15 protein-coding genes are annotated in these 16,610 nt (G+C 71.8%); 2 read left to right on the top strand and 13 right to left on the bottom strand.

The window, feature by feature from the left end; genetic code table 11:
• Positions 1 to 14 precede the first annotated feature (14 nt).
• The 11 genes from MRBLMX7_RS07290 to MRBLMX7_RS07340 form a co-directional block, all read right to left on the bottom strand.
• Entirely contained in the window at positions 15 to 485 is a 471-nt protein-coding gene (locus tag MRBLMX7_RS07290) for a TY-Chap domain-containing protein (RefSeq protein ID WP_363367093.1), read from the bottom strand.
• Positions 485 to 970 (bottom strand): DUF6301 family protein, encoded by a 486-nt coding sequence (locus MRBLMX7_RS07295; protein WP_363367095.1) that lies wholly within the window; start codon positions 968 to 970, stop codon positions 485 to 487. The genes MRBLMX7_RS07290 and MRBLMX7_RS07295 overlap by 1 nt, the downstream gene beginning before the upstream one ends.
• Before the next feature lie 36 nt (positions 971 to 1,006).
• Complete coding sequence (locus tag MRBLMX7_RS07300; RefSeq protein WP_363367097.1) at positions 1,007 to 1,906, bottom strand: hypothetical protein; 900 nt, start codon at positions 1,904 to 1,906, stop codon at positions 1,007 to 1,009.
• Between the two features lie 109 nt (positions 1,907 to 2,015).
• Positions 2,016 to 2,378: a hypothetical protein gene (locus MRBLMX7_RS07305; protein WP_363367099.1), complete on the bottom strand. Its 363-nt coding sequence runs from the start codon at positions 2,376 to 2,378 to the stop codon at positions 2,016 to 2,018.
• 44 nt (positions 2,379 to 2,422) lie between these two features.
• Positions 2,423 to 6,553 (bottom strand): hypothetical protein, encoded by a 4,131-nt coding sequence (locus tag MRBLMX7_RS07310; protein ID WP_363367101.1) that lies wholly within the window; start codon positions 6,551 to 6,553, stop codon positions 2,423 to 2,425.
• Positions 6,554 to 6,557: 4 nt separating this feature from the next.
• On the bottom strand, positions 6,558 to 6,896 hold the full coding sequence (locus tag MRBLMX7_RS07315; protein ID WP_050723322.1) for a hypothetical protein: 339 nt from the start codon (positions 6,894 to 6,896) through the stop codon (positions 6,558 to 6,560).
• A complete protein-coding gene (locus MRBLMX7_RS07320; protein WP_363367104.1) occupies positions 6,893 to 7,333 on the bottom strand; it encodes a WXG100 family type VII secretion target in 441 nt (146 codons plus the stop codon). The genes MRBLMX7_RS07315 and MRBLMX7_RS07320 overlap by 4 nt, the downstream gene beginning before the upstream one ends.
• Before the next feature lie 50 nt (positions 7,334 to 7,383).
• A complete protein-coding gene (locus MRBLMX7_RS07325; RefSeq protein ID WP_050723320.1) occupies positions 7,384 to 7,677 on the bottom strand; it encodes a WXG100 family type VII secretion target in 294 nt (97 codons plus the stop codon).
• A gap of 108 nt (positions 7,678 to 7,785) precedes the next feature.
• Complete coding sequence (locus MRBLMX7_RS07330) at positions 7,786 to 8,481, bottom strand: FHA domain-containing protein (protein WP_363367106.1); 696 nt, start codon at positions 8,479 to 8,481, stop codon at positions 7,786 to 7,788.
• A gap of 111 nt (positions 8,482 to 8,592) precedes the next feature.
• Positions 8,593 to 12,930 carry an FtsK/SpoIIIE domain-containing protein gene (locus MRBLMX7_RS07335; protein ID WP_363367108.1) on the bottom strand — a complete coding sequence of 1,446 codons (4,338 nt, stop codon included), beginning with the start codon at positions 12,928 to 12,930 and terminating at the stop codon, positions 8,593 to 8,595.
• Positions 12,927 to 13,976, bottom strand: a complete 1,050-nt coding sequence (locus tag MRBLMX7_RS07340; RefSeq protein ID WP_363367110.1) for a hypothetical protein — start codon at positions 13,974 to 13,976, stop codon at positions 12,927 to 12,929. The genes MRBLMX7_RS07335 and MRBLMX7_RS07340 overlap by 4 nt, the downstream gene beginning before the upstream one ends.
• A gap of 74 nt (positions 13,977 to 14,050) precedes the next feature.
• Between MRBLMX7_RS07340 and MRBLMX7_RS07345 the strand changes: the two genes are divergently transcribed.
• Together MRBLMX7_RS07345 and MRBLMX7_RS07350 are read left to right on the top strand one after the other, a co-directional pair.
• The gene (locus MRBLMX7_RS07345; protein WP_363367112.1) at positions 14,051 to 14,710 is read left to right on the top strand and encodes a hypothetical protein; all 660 of its coding nucleotides are present in this window, start codon (positions 14,051 to 14,053) and stop codon (positions 14,708 to 14,710) included.
• The gene (locus tag MRBLMX7_RS07350) at positions 14,694 to 15,404 is read left to right on the top strand and encodes a hypothetical protein (protein ID WP_363367114.1); all 711 of its coding nucleotides are present in this window, start codon (positions 14,694 to 14,696) and stop codon (positions 15,402 to 15,404) included. Before MRBLMX7_RS07345 ends, MRBLMX7_RS07350 begins: the two co-directional genes overlap by 17 nt.
• A gap of 39 nt (positions 15,405 to 15,443) precedes the next feature.
• Here the strand turns inward: MRBLMX7_RS07350 and MRBLMX7_RS07355 are convergent, their stop codons facing one another.
• Complete coding sequence (locus MRBLMX7_RS07355) at positions 15,444 to 15,806, bottom strand: hypothetical protein (protein WP_050723314.1); 363 nt, start codon at positions 15,804 to 15,806, stop codon at positions 15,444 to 15,446.
• 7 nt (positions 15,807 to 15,813) lie between these two features.
• Complete coding sequence (locus tag MRBLMX7_RS07360; RefSeq protein WP_363367117.1) at positions 15,814 to 16,584, bottom strand: hypothetical protein; 771 nt, start codon at positions 16,582 to 16,584, stop codon at positions 15,814 to 15,816.
• Between the last annotated feature and the right edge of the window lie 26 nt (positions 16,585 to 16,610).

Raw genomic sequence — 16,610 nt, forward strand, 5'->3', positions numbered from 1 at the left:
GACATTCGCTCCCGTCAGTCGGACGAGATCCCCAGGATCGAGAAGTCGACGGAGTCGGCTCCCGGATCGAGGTCGGCGATCTGATCGGGCGACCACGTCTCACCGGGCGGAATCAGCTCGGGCTCACGCCACGCGCGGTAGGCGAGGTCATCGGGCGACGACACCCCGTACGCGTCACGCAGAGCGATGACGTTTCGCTCCGCGAGTGCGGCGTACTCCGCGGTGAGGGCGGGCCGGGCCAGAGGCGACGTCCAGTTCGGCTGAGCGGGCACCGGCGCCGTCCATCCTGCGTCGGCCAGCACCGACACGTCGGCGTCGCGGACGACATCCGTGCCGGGGGCCTCGGCATACAGGGCCGCGGGATCTCCGGCGAACTGCACGTACCGAGTCGGGTCCGCCTCGGAGGCGATGATGAGGTAGACGCGGTCCGTCACCTGGGCCAGCGCCTGCGCGAGCCCAGACTGGAATGCGCTCCAGTCGGCCATCAGCGGCCGCCCGCCTTCCGCTCGACCGCGACCCCCTGCGGAGTCTCGAACTTCGCCGTGATCCCGGCGGGACGGAAGGAGAACTGGATACGGGCGCCCCCGGCGACGTCCCACCGCGCCGTCGTCGTGCCCTCGACGTCGCGCAACGTCGTCTTACCCCACCGGGACTCGCCCTCACGGACCATGAGTGTGAAGGCATCGTTGAGGAACGCGGTCGAATCGGGGGTCGTGGGTTTGATCGTGTCGGAGAGGCGCAGCGTCACGTAGTTGACGACGTCTTTGTAGGCGATGGTCATAACGTCGGGAATGGTGAAATCGGACACCCGATTGAACAGGTACGACTTCCCGTTATCGACCTCGATCGTCCACCCGAAGCGCTCGACGCCCAAGTGCTGGACTTCTTCCTGCGAGAGCGGCCACGGCGCGGCGGTCCAGAAGTCCATGAGGTCACACGCCTCAGCGGCAGGCATCACTTTCCAGCTCATACTCCACACCCTATCGATCGCGTCCGACGAGCATCATCAGGCAGTGCCCTCCGCATCGCGCGGAGCGGACACCTCGGTCTGCTCCTCGTTCAGGTCCGCCACCTCGGCGGCTGCGACGACGCCCTCGTAGACGCCGGCATCCGACTTCGTCAGGCCGAGCGATTCGGCGTCGATGGCGTCGTGACCGAGGAAGACGATGTGGGCGCGATCGCCGGACTCGCCGCGCTCGGCGCCGACGAGCTGCACCCGACGGTTGCGCCAGCGTCCGACGACGCGGACGGCGAAGATCCGCTCGACCTCCTCCGCCACGGCGTGGCGCCACCAGACGCCTCGGGCCGACTGCTGCATGTCCTGCCGCTGCTGCGGCGAGCACACGATCACCTGCCCATCGGGCAGGACGTCAGCCAGCATCCGCTCGCCTGCCACCTCCGCCCAGACGCCGACGAGTTCCGGGGAACGGACGGGAACAGCGGGGAGTCCGAACTCCGGGCGCACGGAGACCCACCCCTCGGCGACGTTCGCGTAACCGGCGAGGATCTCCTCGCGGCCGTCGGCATGCGTACGCCACAGACTCGTGCCGGCAGGGAGCGCGCTCGGTGCGAGCCACCAGTACGGAACCATGGCGGCGGCGCTCTCGACGAAGCCCGTGCCGCTCGTCGGGGGGTGATCCCGGAACGGCGGGACGACGTCGCGTGTGCCCGGTGACTGCAGCGCCAGGTACGAGGCCGCGGGGATGCGCAGGGTGTCGATGTGCGGCGCATCGGGCGTGAACGGCGACTCCGGGAACCCGAGTCCGAGCTCGGCGAAGAGAGCGGAGGGTGTCGTCGCCGCGAGGACGTCGTCGCGACGGACCACGTAGCCGGAGACCCACCCGAGTCCCTGGCTCAGCCACGCGCGACCGCGCGCGGGCGTGACGGCCTTGATCAGTTCGGTCATCGTGTCCCTCCCGGATCGGAACGCTGCCGCATCCACCGATCGCGATCAAAGCTATCAAACGGGTGGGCGCGATTCGCGGAGCTCGACTTCCGCAGCCGCGGCGGTCGATTCATCTCATCCACGGCGCGGGCACCGGTGTGCGTGTCTCGACGAACCGGAGATCCCGATCGTCTCGGGGGATCAGTCTCACCCAGGAATCGCGCTCGAACGGATCGAACCCGTACTGCTGCGCCTGTGGATCCCGCGTGACGGCCATGACCCGACCCTGTGTGCTCGAAGACACACGGACCCGGATCCCGCGGTACTCCCCTTCGTGATCGATGTCGAAGCATTCGAGGCGCTCGTCGGGCTGCACCCGGCGGACGTACAGCGAACCACGATTCTTGTCGAACGGGAGCTTCTCGAAGCCGGGAGCAGGGCCCTCGGAGACCAGCACCCATCCCCGGCCGCGACTCTCGAGTCGATAGTCCACCCCGTCGAATCGAGCATGCAGCCCGGATTCGAGACGATCCGCCGTCACGAGCCGGAGCCGGGGGTGAAGAAGCCCCTCCCGGGAACGTAGATCCCGACGAGGCGGGGTCCGTCGGGCCCGACCGCCCAGATCCGCGCACCCGCGGACATGTCCATAGGTGCGGATGCTTCGTACTCGGGCCGCCAGACATCGTCGCGGTTGAGGAGGAAGCCCGACCCGGCGAACGGCTGATCGTACTCCGCGGTGCCCCCGAACTCCGGCGAGAACGGAGTCGTCAGCCGGTGCGTCTGGTCCGTCTGGAACTCGATGAAGCCATAGGAGTCAGCACCCGGCTCCGTGTACGGGTTCGTCCGGCCGCTGTCCGGAACGTAGTCCAGACGGGCATCTGCCACGACCTGATCGAGGCCGCCCCACGGGTTCAGGTCGGTCGCGCGCGCCACGAATCCTCGGACCTGCGGATCGTAGTCGCCGGAGAGGTACCGGGCGACATCGTCGAAGGGGATCACCTTCACCAGATGCGTGTCGGGCGTCGGGGTGTCGATGAGTCCGCGCAGCTCGAGAAGCTGTGCACGCTGATCCTGCGTGAGCTGCGAGGCAGGCGTGTGTCGCAGGTCGTGCAGGTCCTGGTTCGACAGTCCGTTCGCGTCTACGAAGTCGCGGATGATCTGGTCGGAGCTGAGCTCCGGTCCGCCGCCGTGGCCGGTGCCGTTCGCGGGATCGAGGGGATCGCCGCCGTCGCCGTTCGCCTCGACGGCGGATCCGCCCTCGCCGTCCAGGCCGCCGTTCGTGCCGACATCCGCCGCCTCAGGGGCGACAGGTGCTTCTGCGGCCGGGGCCGGATCCGCGTGCGCGGGCGCACCGTTCGACGCACCGTCGGTCGCGGGCGCACCGTTCGACGCACCGTCGGTCGCGGGCGCACCGTTCGACGCACCGTCGGTCGCGGTCGGTGCCGCGTCGGCGCTCCCGGCGTGGACCGGTGCATTCATCCCGGTGGCGCGCGACGGAGACGAGGAGCCGTCCGCACCGCCGTGCGCAGCAGTGGGGGTGGCATCCGCACCGGGCACTCGCACCTGGCTGCGGTCGATCTGGAACTCGGTCACGCGGATGTCGCCGTTCGGACGCGCCTCGACGAGCTCGTAACGCACGTCGAGGGTTCCGTTGCGGATCGCCTCCACCACACGCGGGTCGGCGTCGGGGCTCTGCATGTACGCGTCGAGCTGCTCCTGCAGACGGCCGTCGCGAGCGCCGATTTCGTTGAGATACGCCGTCGTGCCCTGCTCGGCCCGGACGGGCGGCGCGTCACGGAATCCCAGCGAAGAATTGCCACCCTTGGCCTCGTAGACGTGCAGCGTCGGCGGGTTGCCGCTCACGGTGACGTGATCGAACTGTCCGGATGCCGCGCCACCGGCGGGGATGATCGTGGTCTCTCCGCGGGCGGAGGAGACGGCCTCCGCCGCGTTGTCTCCGAGACCCTCCGAGAACTCGGTCAGGTTCGCACGGGTGTTGATCCTCTCCGCGAGCGCTTCCCGGATCTCGAGTTCCTGAGCCGGCGTGATCACGCCGTCTTCGGTCAGTCCGTCGAGCCGTGCGGACACGGCCTCGGACCGCCCGACGAGGACGTTCGGGTCGATGCCCGCCTCGTTCGCTGCATCGACGACACGCTGCGACGCCGCCTGCGACTCCGCCTGCAGCTTGTCGCGTTCTCTGATGCTCGCGTCGTGCGCGCTCTGCGCGTCCGGGTCGAGCGTGAACTCCGTCGCATCGCCGCGCACCGCTCGGTCGAGCGGCAGAGCTCCCTCCGGCTTGTTCGTGTCGGTGACGAACTGGCCGGTGCTCTCATCGTGGAGCTTGCCCGCACCATCGCGCCACGTCCCCTCGGGGTCGCCCTCGAGCGTGCGTCGCCCGTCCTCGCGCTCGAGGTACTCACGGCCGTAGGGGTCGTGCGTCGGCCCGCCGTCGTTCCACTCAGCGTCGACCGTGGTGTCGGCGTCCCCGGTCGATCCCGAGTCGTCGGGGCCGTGCGGGGCCACGCCGTCGGCATCCGCGCCGTCCGTTCCTGCACCATCCGTGCCCACGCCGTCGCCGTCCGCCGTGGGGTCGACGTTCATGTCACCATCGGGATCGACGGGCGGCGGGCCATCGACGTCGGCGTCGACGTCGGCCGGAGCAGACGCGTCTCCGTCGGGGCTGGTGCCCGCGTCCGGCGTCGAGCCCGCATCGGGGGACGAACCGGCATCTGGGGACGAGCCCGCGTGCCCAGCCGCGCCGCTGCTCCCCGCGCCGGTGCCGGTGGGGGCGGAGTCTCCTGCCGTGCCCGCTCCGGTGCCCGACGGGGACGAGTCGCCGGCGGTACCGCCCGCAGCCGGCGAGTCGCCGGACCCGCCGAGGGATGACGAGTCGCCGCCGGTGCCCTGCGGCGTCGCGGGGGTCTCGGGCGTGGATGTGCCGGTGCTGTCGGAGCCGCTTCCGGTCGAGTCGCCCGAAGACGTCGTGTCCGGCGTCGACGTCGTGTCGGGGGTCGACGTCGTGTCGGGAGTCGAGGTCGAATCAGCCGTCGAGGTCGAATCGGCCGTCGAGCCGCTGCCCCCGTCGCCGGAGCCGGTTCCTGTGCCGGCATCCGATCCACCCGTTCCGGAGCCGTTGCTCTCCGGGGTGACATGCACGTCGGTCGCCGCGGGGGCGTCGCCGTGGTTCGACGGGGCCGCGCCGCCGTCGGATCCGCCGCCGCCGATGTCGCCGCCCTGACCGGTCGGACCGTCGTAGTCCGTACGCGGACCGCCGCCGCCGTCTCCACCCGAGGCGTTCGCGGCATCCCCGGTCCCGGAAGGACCGTCGTAGTCGTTCACATGCACGCCGCCGCCGCTGTTGCTGCCGCCGGCGGAGGCCCCGCCGCGGCGTCCCGGCAGGCGCGCGGAACCCGCGACGCCGAGACCGGCGCCCATCGCGATGGACGCGCCGGTGATCTCCTCGCCGCGGACGGCGAGGTCCACGACGGTGCCGCCGGCGCCGCCGGCGCCGTTCGCCAGTGCCTGGACCACGAAGCGCTCGCCGGCCTTGCCGAACGGCGCCACGATCGCGGCGGTCAGCGAGCTGCCCGCGAGACCCGAGAGAGCAGCGGCACCGTAGTTGGCGTTGCCGCCCTGCACGGTCTCGGCGATCACGGATGCCCCGGTGCCCGAGACGATCTCGATGCCGGCGCGCGTGAGCTTGGGGAACTTGGTCGCCGCGCGGGCGAGGCCCGGGACGATGGCGCGCAGCCGTGCCGCGAGGCGCACCGCGACGCCGACGCACTTCGCGACCAGGGCGCCGATGCGTCCGCCGATGGCGATGACGCGGGCGGTGATGGCCGCGGCACCCGCGACGCCGGCCGCGCCGAACGTCACGAACGACAGGGCGAAGCTGAGACCGGCGCCGGCGACGACCTCGATCACGAGCTGGACGAGCATGTTCCGGGTCTCCTCGAGGGTGTCCCGGATGGTCTGCGCATACTCCTTGCAGATGTCGTCGATCTGCCCGATGCCCTCGTCGTCGCTGAGGAAGGTCGTGAGGCCGTCGGCGAAGTCGTCGACCTTCTGCGTGATCGACGCGATCTCGCCGCTGTCGATCCCGGCGAGGGAGTTGTCCGCGAGGCGGATGTCGTTGCGCAGGCTGCGGATGTCGCTGAGGATGCCGCGCCACGCGCGACCGGCCTCTTCGAGCTTCTCGGGGTCGCCGTCGGGGAACAGCGTGCCGATGAAGTTGAGGATCTGGTCCCACACCCACACGGCCGCGCTGTCGAGGCCCTGCACCATGGTGTCCGGCCGTCCGCCGAACGCGGAGGGGGGCGGGGCGACGGAGGACTCGGCGATCGCGGGGCGCAGCACGAAGGCGGAGGACGCGTCGTAGACGATGCCCTCCGCGTTGGCGTTGGCCTGCGCGTGCGTGCCGCCCGACGCCATGATCGTGCGGTCGAGGCCGCGCGAGGCCACGGCGATGTCGTAGAGCGTCTGCAGGGCGGCGCCCGCCATCGCGTCGTACGACTCCGAGAAGGACTCGCCGCCCGGGTCGGTGCCGGCGATGCCGCCGAAGCCGGAGAGGGCTCCGCGCGCTTCGATGGCGTAGTTGAGGGCCTGCTGGGAGACCGTGTCGTAGGCGTCAGCCGCGGTGGAGTATTTCGCGGGATCGATTCTCACCATGTCGTCACACCGCCACGGGTCCGCCGGCGCCGCCGCCGCCACCCGAACCGCCGCCGCCCCACATGGCGCCGACGGAGGACTGCGCGGTCTCGTACTGCGTCGCGGCATCCCCCGCCCACGTCGCCAGATACTCGGCGAACGACGTGAGGATGGTCGCGCCGACCTGCCAGGTCTGCACGCAGTTGACGAAGTCGTTGCTCGCCATGCCGCTCCACTGCGCGCTCAGCGCGCCTGTCGCCCCCGAGGCGTGCGCCTGGAGCTCGCCGCAGTAACCGTGCAGCTGCTTCAGAGCCGACTCGAGTCCGCGGATGTCCGCCGTCTCGTAGGTGTGCAGGCCGCTCATGCGGTGTCCCCCTTGCTGACCCGTGCCTCGATCGTGACCTCGGCGGGCATGGCCTGCACGCCCTCCGCCTGGAACGTCGCGGGCGCGGCCTGCGCTCCGCCGAAGTTGCCGCCGGTCGTGCCGGGCATGCGGATGTTGACGTTCGAGGAGCGCGCGGCGACCGTGAGCTGCGCCTCGTTGCCCTCGTAGGTGCTCTGACCGCTCTGCAGTCGTGCCGCGATGCTCATGAGAGCCTCCCGGGTCACGCCCGCACTGGCGAGGAACGACGTCCACTCCTCGAGGAACGCGTCGGCCGCGCTCCCCGTCCAGGTCGAGCCCACGACCGCGTTCACCGCGGCCGTGACCTGGGCGAGCTGCGCGTCGAACTGCGCGACCGCCCCGGTCATCGACGCCGCGGAGAACCCCAGCGCCGGCGTGGATACGTGGAACTGCACCACGAGGCATCCCCCCTCACATCAGCGGGCCCGGAGCACCGGGCGGAACGGACTTACGAACGGAAGCTGTTGCCGATGTTGTTCTCGGACTCCTCGTAGGCCAGTGCGGCCTTCGAGAGCTGGTCGCTGATGCCGTTGAGGGACTCCTTGAGCTGGATGCCGGCGGCGTCCCACTGCTCGTAGAGCTCGTTGAAGGTCTGCGAGGCGGAGCCGCCCCAGTCGCCGGCGATGAGGCCCTGCACGAGGGACTTCAGGTTGCCGAGCTGCGACTCGATCGACGTCGCACCCGAGGAGAGCTGGTTCGCGACACCCGCGAGCGACTCCGAAGTTACCTTGATCTCAGCCATGTCTTACCCCCTGCTCAGTGCGGCGACGCCGCGGAATTGGTCCGGATACATTCCTAACACGCACGGGGCCGCAGGCCGATGGGGAGAACTCCCCATGAGCATCCGTCGTCAGGAGATGACGAGGACGGCGTCGCCGAGCAGCAGCCGGTCGCCGGGCACGAGAGCCGAGGGCGTGCCCGGCACGAGCGCGTACTGGGTGCCGTCGCGCTCGAGGAGCGTGCCGTTGGCCGAGCCGGGGTCCGTGGCGATCACGGCCCCGGTGGCGGGCGACAGCACGAGGTGCACACGGGACATGGCCCGGGCCGGGTCGTCGAGCCGCACGGGGGCGCCCTGGTAGGCGGCGGCGCCGCGTTCGGGCGAGCGTCCGAAGACCAGCACGGCGTCGAGGCCGAGGTGCTGGCCGTCGGGGAGCGACACGGTCGTCGGGACGGAGGGTGCGAACGCGGCAGGCTGCGGCGTCTCCTGCGGGGCCTCGGGCTGCATGGGCTGGGGCTGCATGGGCTGGGGCTGCGGCTCTGACTGCTGCGGCGCGGCGGGCTGCGGCGCGGCGGGCTGCGGCGCGACGGCCGGAGCGGATGCCGGGGGCTGGGGCTGCTCGGCCGCGAGCGGTGCGGGGAGCGGAACGGGCGGCAGCGGCTCCGCGGCGCGCTGCTGCTCGGCGGGCGAGGCGGTGGCGGCGCCCGTGGGGCCGCCGGGGAACGGCGGGACGACGCCGCCCGGCATGCCGATGAGCTGCCCGCACGACGGACAGAACATGCTGTCCGGGCGCACGGCCTCGCCGCAGAAGCGGCACTGAGTGCTCATCGGCTGATTCCCCCGTCGTGGTCCTCCCGCGCCGCGACAAGGTCACGGCACCCGCGTCAGTCTATCCCGCCGCAGACCCCGCGAGACCGCCGTCGCAGACGCTGCGGATCGTCAGGCGGTCAGGTCCGGGACCTGCACGGGCATGTACGAGCCGTCGCTGAAGAACACGCCGGCCCCTGGTGCCGCACGGCCGATGTGCGTGCGCGCGAGCTGCACGCCGAACACCTGGGTCCCGATGATCGTCGAGGGCGGGGAGAGCAGGATGCCGGAGCGCCCCTTCTTCGCCTCGGTGAGCGCCACGGTGAGCGACGATCCGGCCGACTCCGCACCGACTCCGACGATGAAGCGGGCGTGCCCTCGGGCGCCGCCCAGAGCGCGGTCGAGCGCGGAGTCCCTGATCGACTCGCTGTCGTCCACGACCACCGTGAGCGGCTGATCGGTCGGCGCGAGCGCCGCCGCGATCTCCTCGTCCGACGTGCGCGGCGACAGCACGGTGACGCCGTGGCTCTTGGCGACCTCGGCGAGGATCGAGCCGTCCCGCGCGACGATGACCATGGGCGTCTTGTGCCAGCCCAGCTGGTGCGCGAGCGCGGCGAGCGTGTGCGTCTTGCCGCTGCGGCGGTCGCCGGCGACGACGAACCCGCCGACGTTCGGCCAGTCGATCGTGATGCGCGAGAGCTGGTCGCCGCCCACCGCGACCACGGGCGTCTCCGCCGCAGACGCGTTCAGCAGCGGCAGCGAGTGCACGACGCTGAGACCGATGCGCGAGGGCAGCGGATCGACGCGCAGCGGCTGCGGCAGCTCGGCGAGCTGCGGGAACTGACCGAAGTGCCCTCGCACGTACTCGACGATCCCGCGGGCCGCCGCGGTCTGCGCCTCACCGCCCGGTTCGGCGGAGAGCACCGCGAACTGCGCCTCCGTGCCCTCGGAGCCGAACAGCGCGCGCCCCGGCGGCATGTTCGGGGCGAGGTCGCGGATCATGATGCCCGCGCCGCGGTAGTCGTTGATGTCGCGCATCCGCAGTGCGTACTGCGTGTCGATGAAGGTCGAGACCTTATCGGAAGAGATCGACCGGTCGGCGGTGAGGATGAGTCGCAGACCCACGGCCGGGCCCTCGCGCAGCAGGCGCATGACCTGGTCGCGTACGAGCACCAGGTCGTCGGCGCTCATGGAGGCGCCGAGGCGCTCCCATCCGTCGATCACCACGATGGTGTACGGCAGGGCGTCGCGGGCGTCGACCTGGCGGCGCTGCTCGGCGATGCTGCCGACCCCGGCGCGGGCGAGCGTGGCCTGACGGCGCGACAGGTCCATGCCGAGGCGGTCGAGCAGCCGCGGCAGGCGCGCGGCGTCCTGCGGGGTCACCACCGCGCCGGTGTGCGGGGCGTCCGCGAAGGGCAGCAGCGCACCGGTGCCGTAGTCGACCGCGTAGATATGCAGGTCGGCGGGTGTGAAGCGCTGCACGGCCTGGGCGAGGAGCGTGCGGACGGCCGTCGTGCGTCCGGACCGGCTGCCGCCGAAGAACAGCAGGTGCGATCCCGTGAGCACGTTCCACACGAGCGGCTGCTGCTTCTGCTTGGACGGCACGTCGACCAGACCGAGCACGAGGCCGCCCTCCGGCGCCGAGGACTCGTCGAAGCGGTCGAGCGGGAGCAGGTCGGGCAGCGGCAGCAGCCACGGCGAGGGGCTGCGCTCGATGCCCAGAGCGGTCGCGGCCTGGTTCGCGAGCTGCACGAGGCCGCGCAGGTCGGTGTCGTCCTGGTCGGGTCGATGCGACGCTGCTTCGACCGCGGGGAAGCGCGGCGGCAGACCCACGGTCTGCCAGTCGAAGCGCGCGGCGGCCGGCAGCACCCGGGTGGTGCGCTGGTGGCCGATCCGGAGTCCCGCGACGCGTGCGGTCTGGAACGGAGCGGGTGCCGCGTCGAGACCTGCCCGCACGTAGCCGCGACCGGGGGTGGATGCCGAGATGAGCGCGGCATCCGGCACTCCGATGATGTCGGTCGAGTCCGCCCGATCGGTCACGCGCAGCGCGATGCGCAGGTTGATGTTCGACTGCATCTCGGGCGTGATGACGCCCGAGGGGCGCTGCGTCGCGAGCACGAGGTTCACGCCGAGCGACCGACCCACGCGGGCGATGCGCACGAGACCCGTGATGAAGTCCGGCAGCTCGGTCTTGAGCTCGGCGAACTCGTCGACCACGATCATGAGGCGCGCGAGTCCCAGACGCGCCGCGGCCTCGGCATCCTTCTCCCAGGCGGCGTCGACGTCTTTGGCGCCGATGTCGTCGCGCAGCACCCGCTCGCGGCGCTTGAGCTCCGCGTCGAGGGAGGCGAGCGCGCGCTCGGTCTCGCGGGCGTCGAGGTTCGTGACCATGCCGACCGTGTGCGGCAGGCGTGCGCAGTCCGCGAACGCCGATCCGCCCTTGTAGTCGATCAGCACGAAGTTCAGCGCGTCCGGACGGTTGGCGAGCGCGAGCGAGATCACGAGAGCCTGCAGGAACTCGGACTTCCCGGATCCGGTGGTGCCCGCCACGAGCGCGTGCGGGCCGTCGGTCGCGATGTCGATCGCGTACTCGCCTTCGGCGCCGGCGCCGATCACGACGTACGACTGACGCGGCACGACCTGCCACTGGTCGATGATGGGCTGCGGGTCGGCGAGGTCGATGCCGAGGAGCTCGGTGTAGCGGACGCTGCTGGGCACGGTCGCGTCGTCGCCGACGCCCCGCACGTGCTCGATCGAGCACAGTGCACGGGCGATCTCCTCGGCGTAGCCGACGCTCACCTGATCGAACAGCACGGGCGAGTGGTACGCGTCGCCGGACTCCACGCGGCCGAGCAGCGGGTCGCCGGGATCCGCGACGACCACGGTCGTGGCCTCCTCGGGCAGACGCGAGCGGTCCGAGTCGATCGCGATCACGTGGATGCCGTACGCGGCGCCGTGCTCGAGGATCGTGACCATGCCGGGGAGCATGCGGTAGCGTCGTGCCCCGTCGACGACGAGCACGATCTGCGACTCGGAGTCGAGGCGACGGTCCTTGCCGATCCGCATGCGGATGTCGAGCAGGTTCCCGATCTCACGGATGCGCTCACGGCGCGTGAGATCGGTGTTGCCGATCAGCGCAACCGGTCCCACGCCCGGCTGCGCGTGCGGCAGCCACTGGGTCCACGACCAGGCGTGCTCCTGGTCGCGGTCGCACAGCACCACCACCTGCAGGTCGCGAGGGGAGCGCAGCGCGACGAGAGCCGTGAGCATCGCGCGCGTGACGCCGCCCGCGACGTCGGCGGGACCGGCGACGCCCACCGGGCCGGTGGCGAGGTCCACCGCGACCGGGGAGGGCGAGACGCCCACACGTCGCTCGCTGCGTCTCTCCTTCTGCGGACCGCCCTCGAAGCGCACGTCGAGCGGCACGTCGGCGACGCCCACCCGCGCGCGCAGCGCGTCCTCCTCGCCGCGGCGACGCTCCCACAGGCGCGACAGCGGGCGGGTGACGACGTCGCGGATGTACACGGGGTCGAGGTGGTGGTACCAGCTCGTGAGACGCTGCTGGCGCACGTGCACCGCGATGCGGCGGCGCGCGTCGTCGATCTCCTCGATCCAGTCGGCCTCGCTGCGCTCGCCCTTGCGCCGCGCGAGCTTCTTGTTCGCGAAGAACGAGCCGATCACCATGACGGGGGACGCGGCGGCCATGAGCAGCATGATGGGGCGCTGGAAGACCACGGCGAGGGTGATGCCGAGCACGACGGGCACGATGGCCGACAGCCAGGGCAACGGCGAGGCGTCCTGCTCCTCGGGCTTGTCGCCGGGCAGCGGGACCACCGGGGGCACCTGCGAGGGGCGGATGCGCGAGGGGCGGTTGAACGCCCGCGAGCCGACCTCGTCGATCGTGATGTCGGCGTCGGAGGCGGGCGCCGCACCGATGCGGATCACGCTGCTGCCGAGCTGCACGAGATCCGCGGGGACGATGTCCGCCGCACGCTCGTCGCCGGCGCCGTTGACGACCAGCCGCGCCTCGGGGTCGAGGAGTTCGATGCGGGCGGTGAGCGGCAGGAGGGAGCCATCGGCCGCGATGCCGCCGGACACCGTGATCGACGCGTGCTCCTCGCCCAGATGCGGATCGGCGACGCGCACGGCCGCCGACGAGCCGCGGCCGATCGTCGTGGCGACGCCCGCTGCCATCGGCACGGACTCCCCGGCGAAGGGACCGGCGACGAACTCCAGGCGCAGGGCACCGGGTTCGAGCACCACCGGATGCCGGGACGGCACGACCACGCCGCTGCGGATGCCCGTGGCGGTGAACGCCGACGCGGGATCGGTGCCGGGCGCGAGCTCGTCGACGGGGACGTCGAGCGACTCGCCGATCTCGGAGATCGTGGTGGCCTCGTCGATCTTGACGATCCACGACTCGGGCTGCGGTGCTCCCGGACGATCGGCGACGGTCAGCCGAAGGCTCATGATGCGGGTATCCCTTCCAGAAGTCGGGCGAGGCCCGCGAGCGGTACGGCCTCGTCGGCCTGCTGCTCCTCGACAGGCGCCGCGACGATCGACAGCGGCGCTTCACTCTCCCACGACGGCGCGACCAGTGAGACGCCATCGGCATCCGCGTCGTCGGTGACGCTGCCCCACGCGAAGCGTCCGTCGTCGGCAACGACCCGGAACATCAGCTGCGCCGGTCCGTCACCGGTGCGCTCCGCGCCGCCCTCGGCCGTGCACCGCAGGCCGACGGACTGCGGTGTGCTGCAGACGATCACCGCATCGCCGCCCCAGACCTGCGCGACCATGTCGACCGCGGTGGCGTCGCCCATGACGTGCAGGGCTCCGAACGTCGGGGCCGGTGCGTCGACGATCGTGACCGAGAGCTCGCCGGACACGGTCTGTCCGGCGTCGTCGGTGATCGTGACGGGGATCGCCACGTCGCCGGGGATCGTGCCGCGGATCGCGATGTGCGTCGGGCTCACGCCGACCGATATGCCCGAGGGCACGGCCGCCTTCCCGGCGGGCGCCGGGGGTTCGACATGGATAGTCGCCCCGCCGTCGGCCGTGCACGCGGCGCAGGTGATCGCGAGCGCCGAGATCGGCACGAGCGCCTGCTCGCCGACCGCGATGGGGAGGTCGATGCGGTCGACGCCGACCTCCGGCGCGGGCGGCGGCTCGAGTCGTACCCGGTAGTCGATCGAGATGCGGGTGGAGCCCGTGATCTGCGGCACCGTGAGCGTCTGCGTCCCGAGGGCCGTGTCGTACCCCGCGGACACGAGCGTCACGCGGTCCTCGGCGCAGCTCACCGTGATGCCGTCGAGGGTGCCGACGCCGGAGCAGTCGATGAGCCATCCTTCGCCGGGGCGGATCTCGGTGACGTCGGCGTACGACACCTCGATCGCGTCGCCGGATGGCGTGGCCGCGGCGAGCGCGGAGGATGCCGCGAGCGGCGACCCGACCAGCAGGGCACCCGCGAGGGCGGCGAGAGCGAGAGCTCCTCGCCGGCGTCGGTGCGTCGAGGTCATGGGACTCCAGGGTCGGCGGCAGGCCATGACTAGGATAGACGCGCCCGACCACGACGGAGAATCCCGGAATATCTATGAGCGACATCCCGCGCACGCGCCGTCAGCAGAACGCTGCGCCGGCCGCCGAGCGCCCGGTGGACGCCATGATCACGGCGGCGCCCGTGCCCTGGACCGCGACGCGCAGCTCGGCGCCCGCGGCCCTGGACGGCCAGCTCGGGTGGGACTCCCCCCGACCGAGCATGCAACTGGCCCCCGGAGCGATCCGGACGCTCGAGACGTCCGGCGACGTGCTGCCCGAGCTGGAGGAGGCACCCGAGAAGCAGCGCCCGCTGTGGCGGCATCCGGCCTTCCTGATCTCGGTGGGCACCACGCTGCTCGCGCTCATCGCCTTCGTCGTGTTCCTGATCCTCGGCGGCCTGTCCGGCGGGTCGACGGCGACCGACCTGAAGCTCGAGGTCACCGACAACGCCGTGCGGGTCGACTGGTCGGGACCGGACGTGCCGTACCAGGTCATCGTGGTCGACGGGCCCTCGGGACCGACACTCGACGTCTCGCAGCTCGTGACGGGCACGGAGGCCTGGCTGCCGCGCGCCGCCGCGATCGTCGACGACGGCTCCTGCGTGGTGGTCCGTCCGGCCGCCGGCAACGAGACCGCAGAGGTCAAGCTCGACCGGGCCACGCTCGATGCGCAGGGCGCGGTCTCGGGATGTGTCGCGGATGCCGCGGCGGGGTGACGCGCGGCTGATCGCCGTCGTGCTCGGTGCGGCTCTGCTGCTCACCGGGTGCACGTCGAAGACGGCGGCCGCGGAACCGGTGCCCACGCCGACCCACCTCGACCTCGGCACCTGGGACGAGGAGGCGTCCGGCAACGGGCTCGTGCTGCTCGACGCCGCCTCCGCCCGCGCCACCATGCTGGCCGCCGTGCGGGAGGCGGGCACCGCGACCATGACCGGGACGTACACGAACGGCGCCGGGCGCACGCTCGCGATGGTGGTGCACGGGTCGAGCGAGCAGACGGTCGCGGAGTTCACGGTCGACGGCGCCACGACCTCCGTCGTCATGAGCGAGGGCCAGGCGTACGTCCGCCCCTCTGCCACGACCGCGGCCGAGGGACTCGACGCGGGCGTCTACAGCTGCGTGGCCGAGGACGACGCGGCGCTCACGCAGTGGTCGTCGCTCCTGCATCCACTCCAGACCCTCGCGGAGTTCACGGGGGACGCGTCGACGCTGGGCGCACCGCGCGACGACGCGGTCGACCTCGTGATGGGTGCGGACGGCACCCTCGGCGCTCTGCGCGTGCAGACGCAGGGGCCTGCGCTGCCGATCTCGCTCACGCGGGCCGATGCCGCCGGAACCCTGCAGCTGGAGTTCTCGGGCTGGGGCGACGAGATCGACGTCCCCGATCTCGGGTCGCCCGCGGGCTGCTGATCCGCCGGACGCGAGCCGACCAGGGTCAGACGAGCCGGTTCAGGCGAACTCGGACCCCTCGGGCATGACCCAGCCCGGCAGCCCGCTGCACGCCGAACCCAGTCGGTGGAGTCCGAACTGCGGATGCGAGAACGCCTCCCAGATCCGCGTGGTGTCCTTTGCCTGTGCGGCCTCGATCATGTCGGCGAGGGTCTGCGGGGCGCCGGAAGCCCAGGCCACGTAGTCCTCGCTGTCCACGCCGAGAGATCCGAGGTCCGCGATCGCCAGTACGTCCTCCGCGGCGCTGACGACGTCGGCGAAGCTCTGCGGGATGCGCTCGTTGCACGACACCACGGCGACCGTGAGAGCGGTCACCGGAGACAGGAGCTGTTCGCAGCGGGCGGCACGGAGATCGGCCATCATGTTCCCCTCATCCTCGCTCCGCGGAAGGCGGAGCGGTCGTCTCGGCCCCCAGCAGGGCCACTGTCCTCCGGAAGATCGTCGACCGGTCGGCCGTGACCTCGACATCCACTCCCGCACCGCGACCCGCGATGCAGATCGCCGCGAGCGCGGCGCGGACGTCCTCGGGCGCGACCATCGTATCGAGCGGCAGCCGCATCCCCCCGTGGTCGGCGATCACTTCGAAGATCCCGTGCAGGTCGCGCGGTGCGGCATCGCGGAGTGCGCGGACGCCGCGGATGCCGAGCGTGTACTCGGCCTGCATACGACCGGCTGCACGTTCCACGGCCGCGGCCGGGGCACGCAGGAACGGCACCGACCCGCCGCGGTCGTCGTAGCCGACGGCCCCGATGATCGCACTCCACGGCAGGTCGACGTGCCCGGCGATCCGCAGACCCTCCGCGCTCACGACGAGGTAGTCGTCGCCCGATGCCCTGGCGATGCGCAGCCGTCGCCGCAGCAGCGCGAAACGCACCAGCAGCACCGCGGCGGCGAGCGCCAGCAGGGCGAGCAGCAGCACGGTCACCGGGCCGCCGAGCTGCCCGACGAGGACCGCGACGAACGCGACGACGGCAGCGAGCAGCACGAGGGCCGCCACAACGAGCACGACGGCGTTGGCCCGCAGCCGGCGTCGCGCGGCTGCCCGATCCAGCCGGACCGCGAAGACGCGCCCTCCCGCGAAGTAGTCGCGCCACTCCCGCTCGTGCGTCTCGGTGAGGCCGAGCGCGCTCAGCTCGTGCACGGGCGCCTGCTCCCCGATCGGCTCGG

Source organism: Microbacterium sp. LMX7-1.2 (genome assembly GCF_040675935.1).
Classification (GTDB): Bacteria; Actinomycetota; Actinomycetes; order Actinomycetales; family Microbacteriaceae; genus Microbacterium.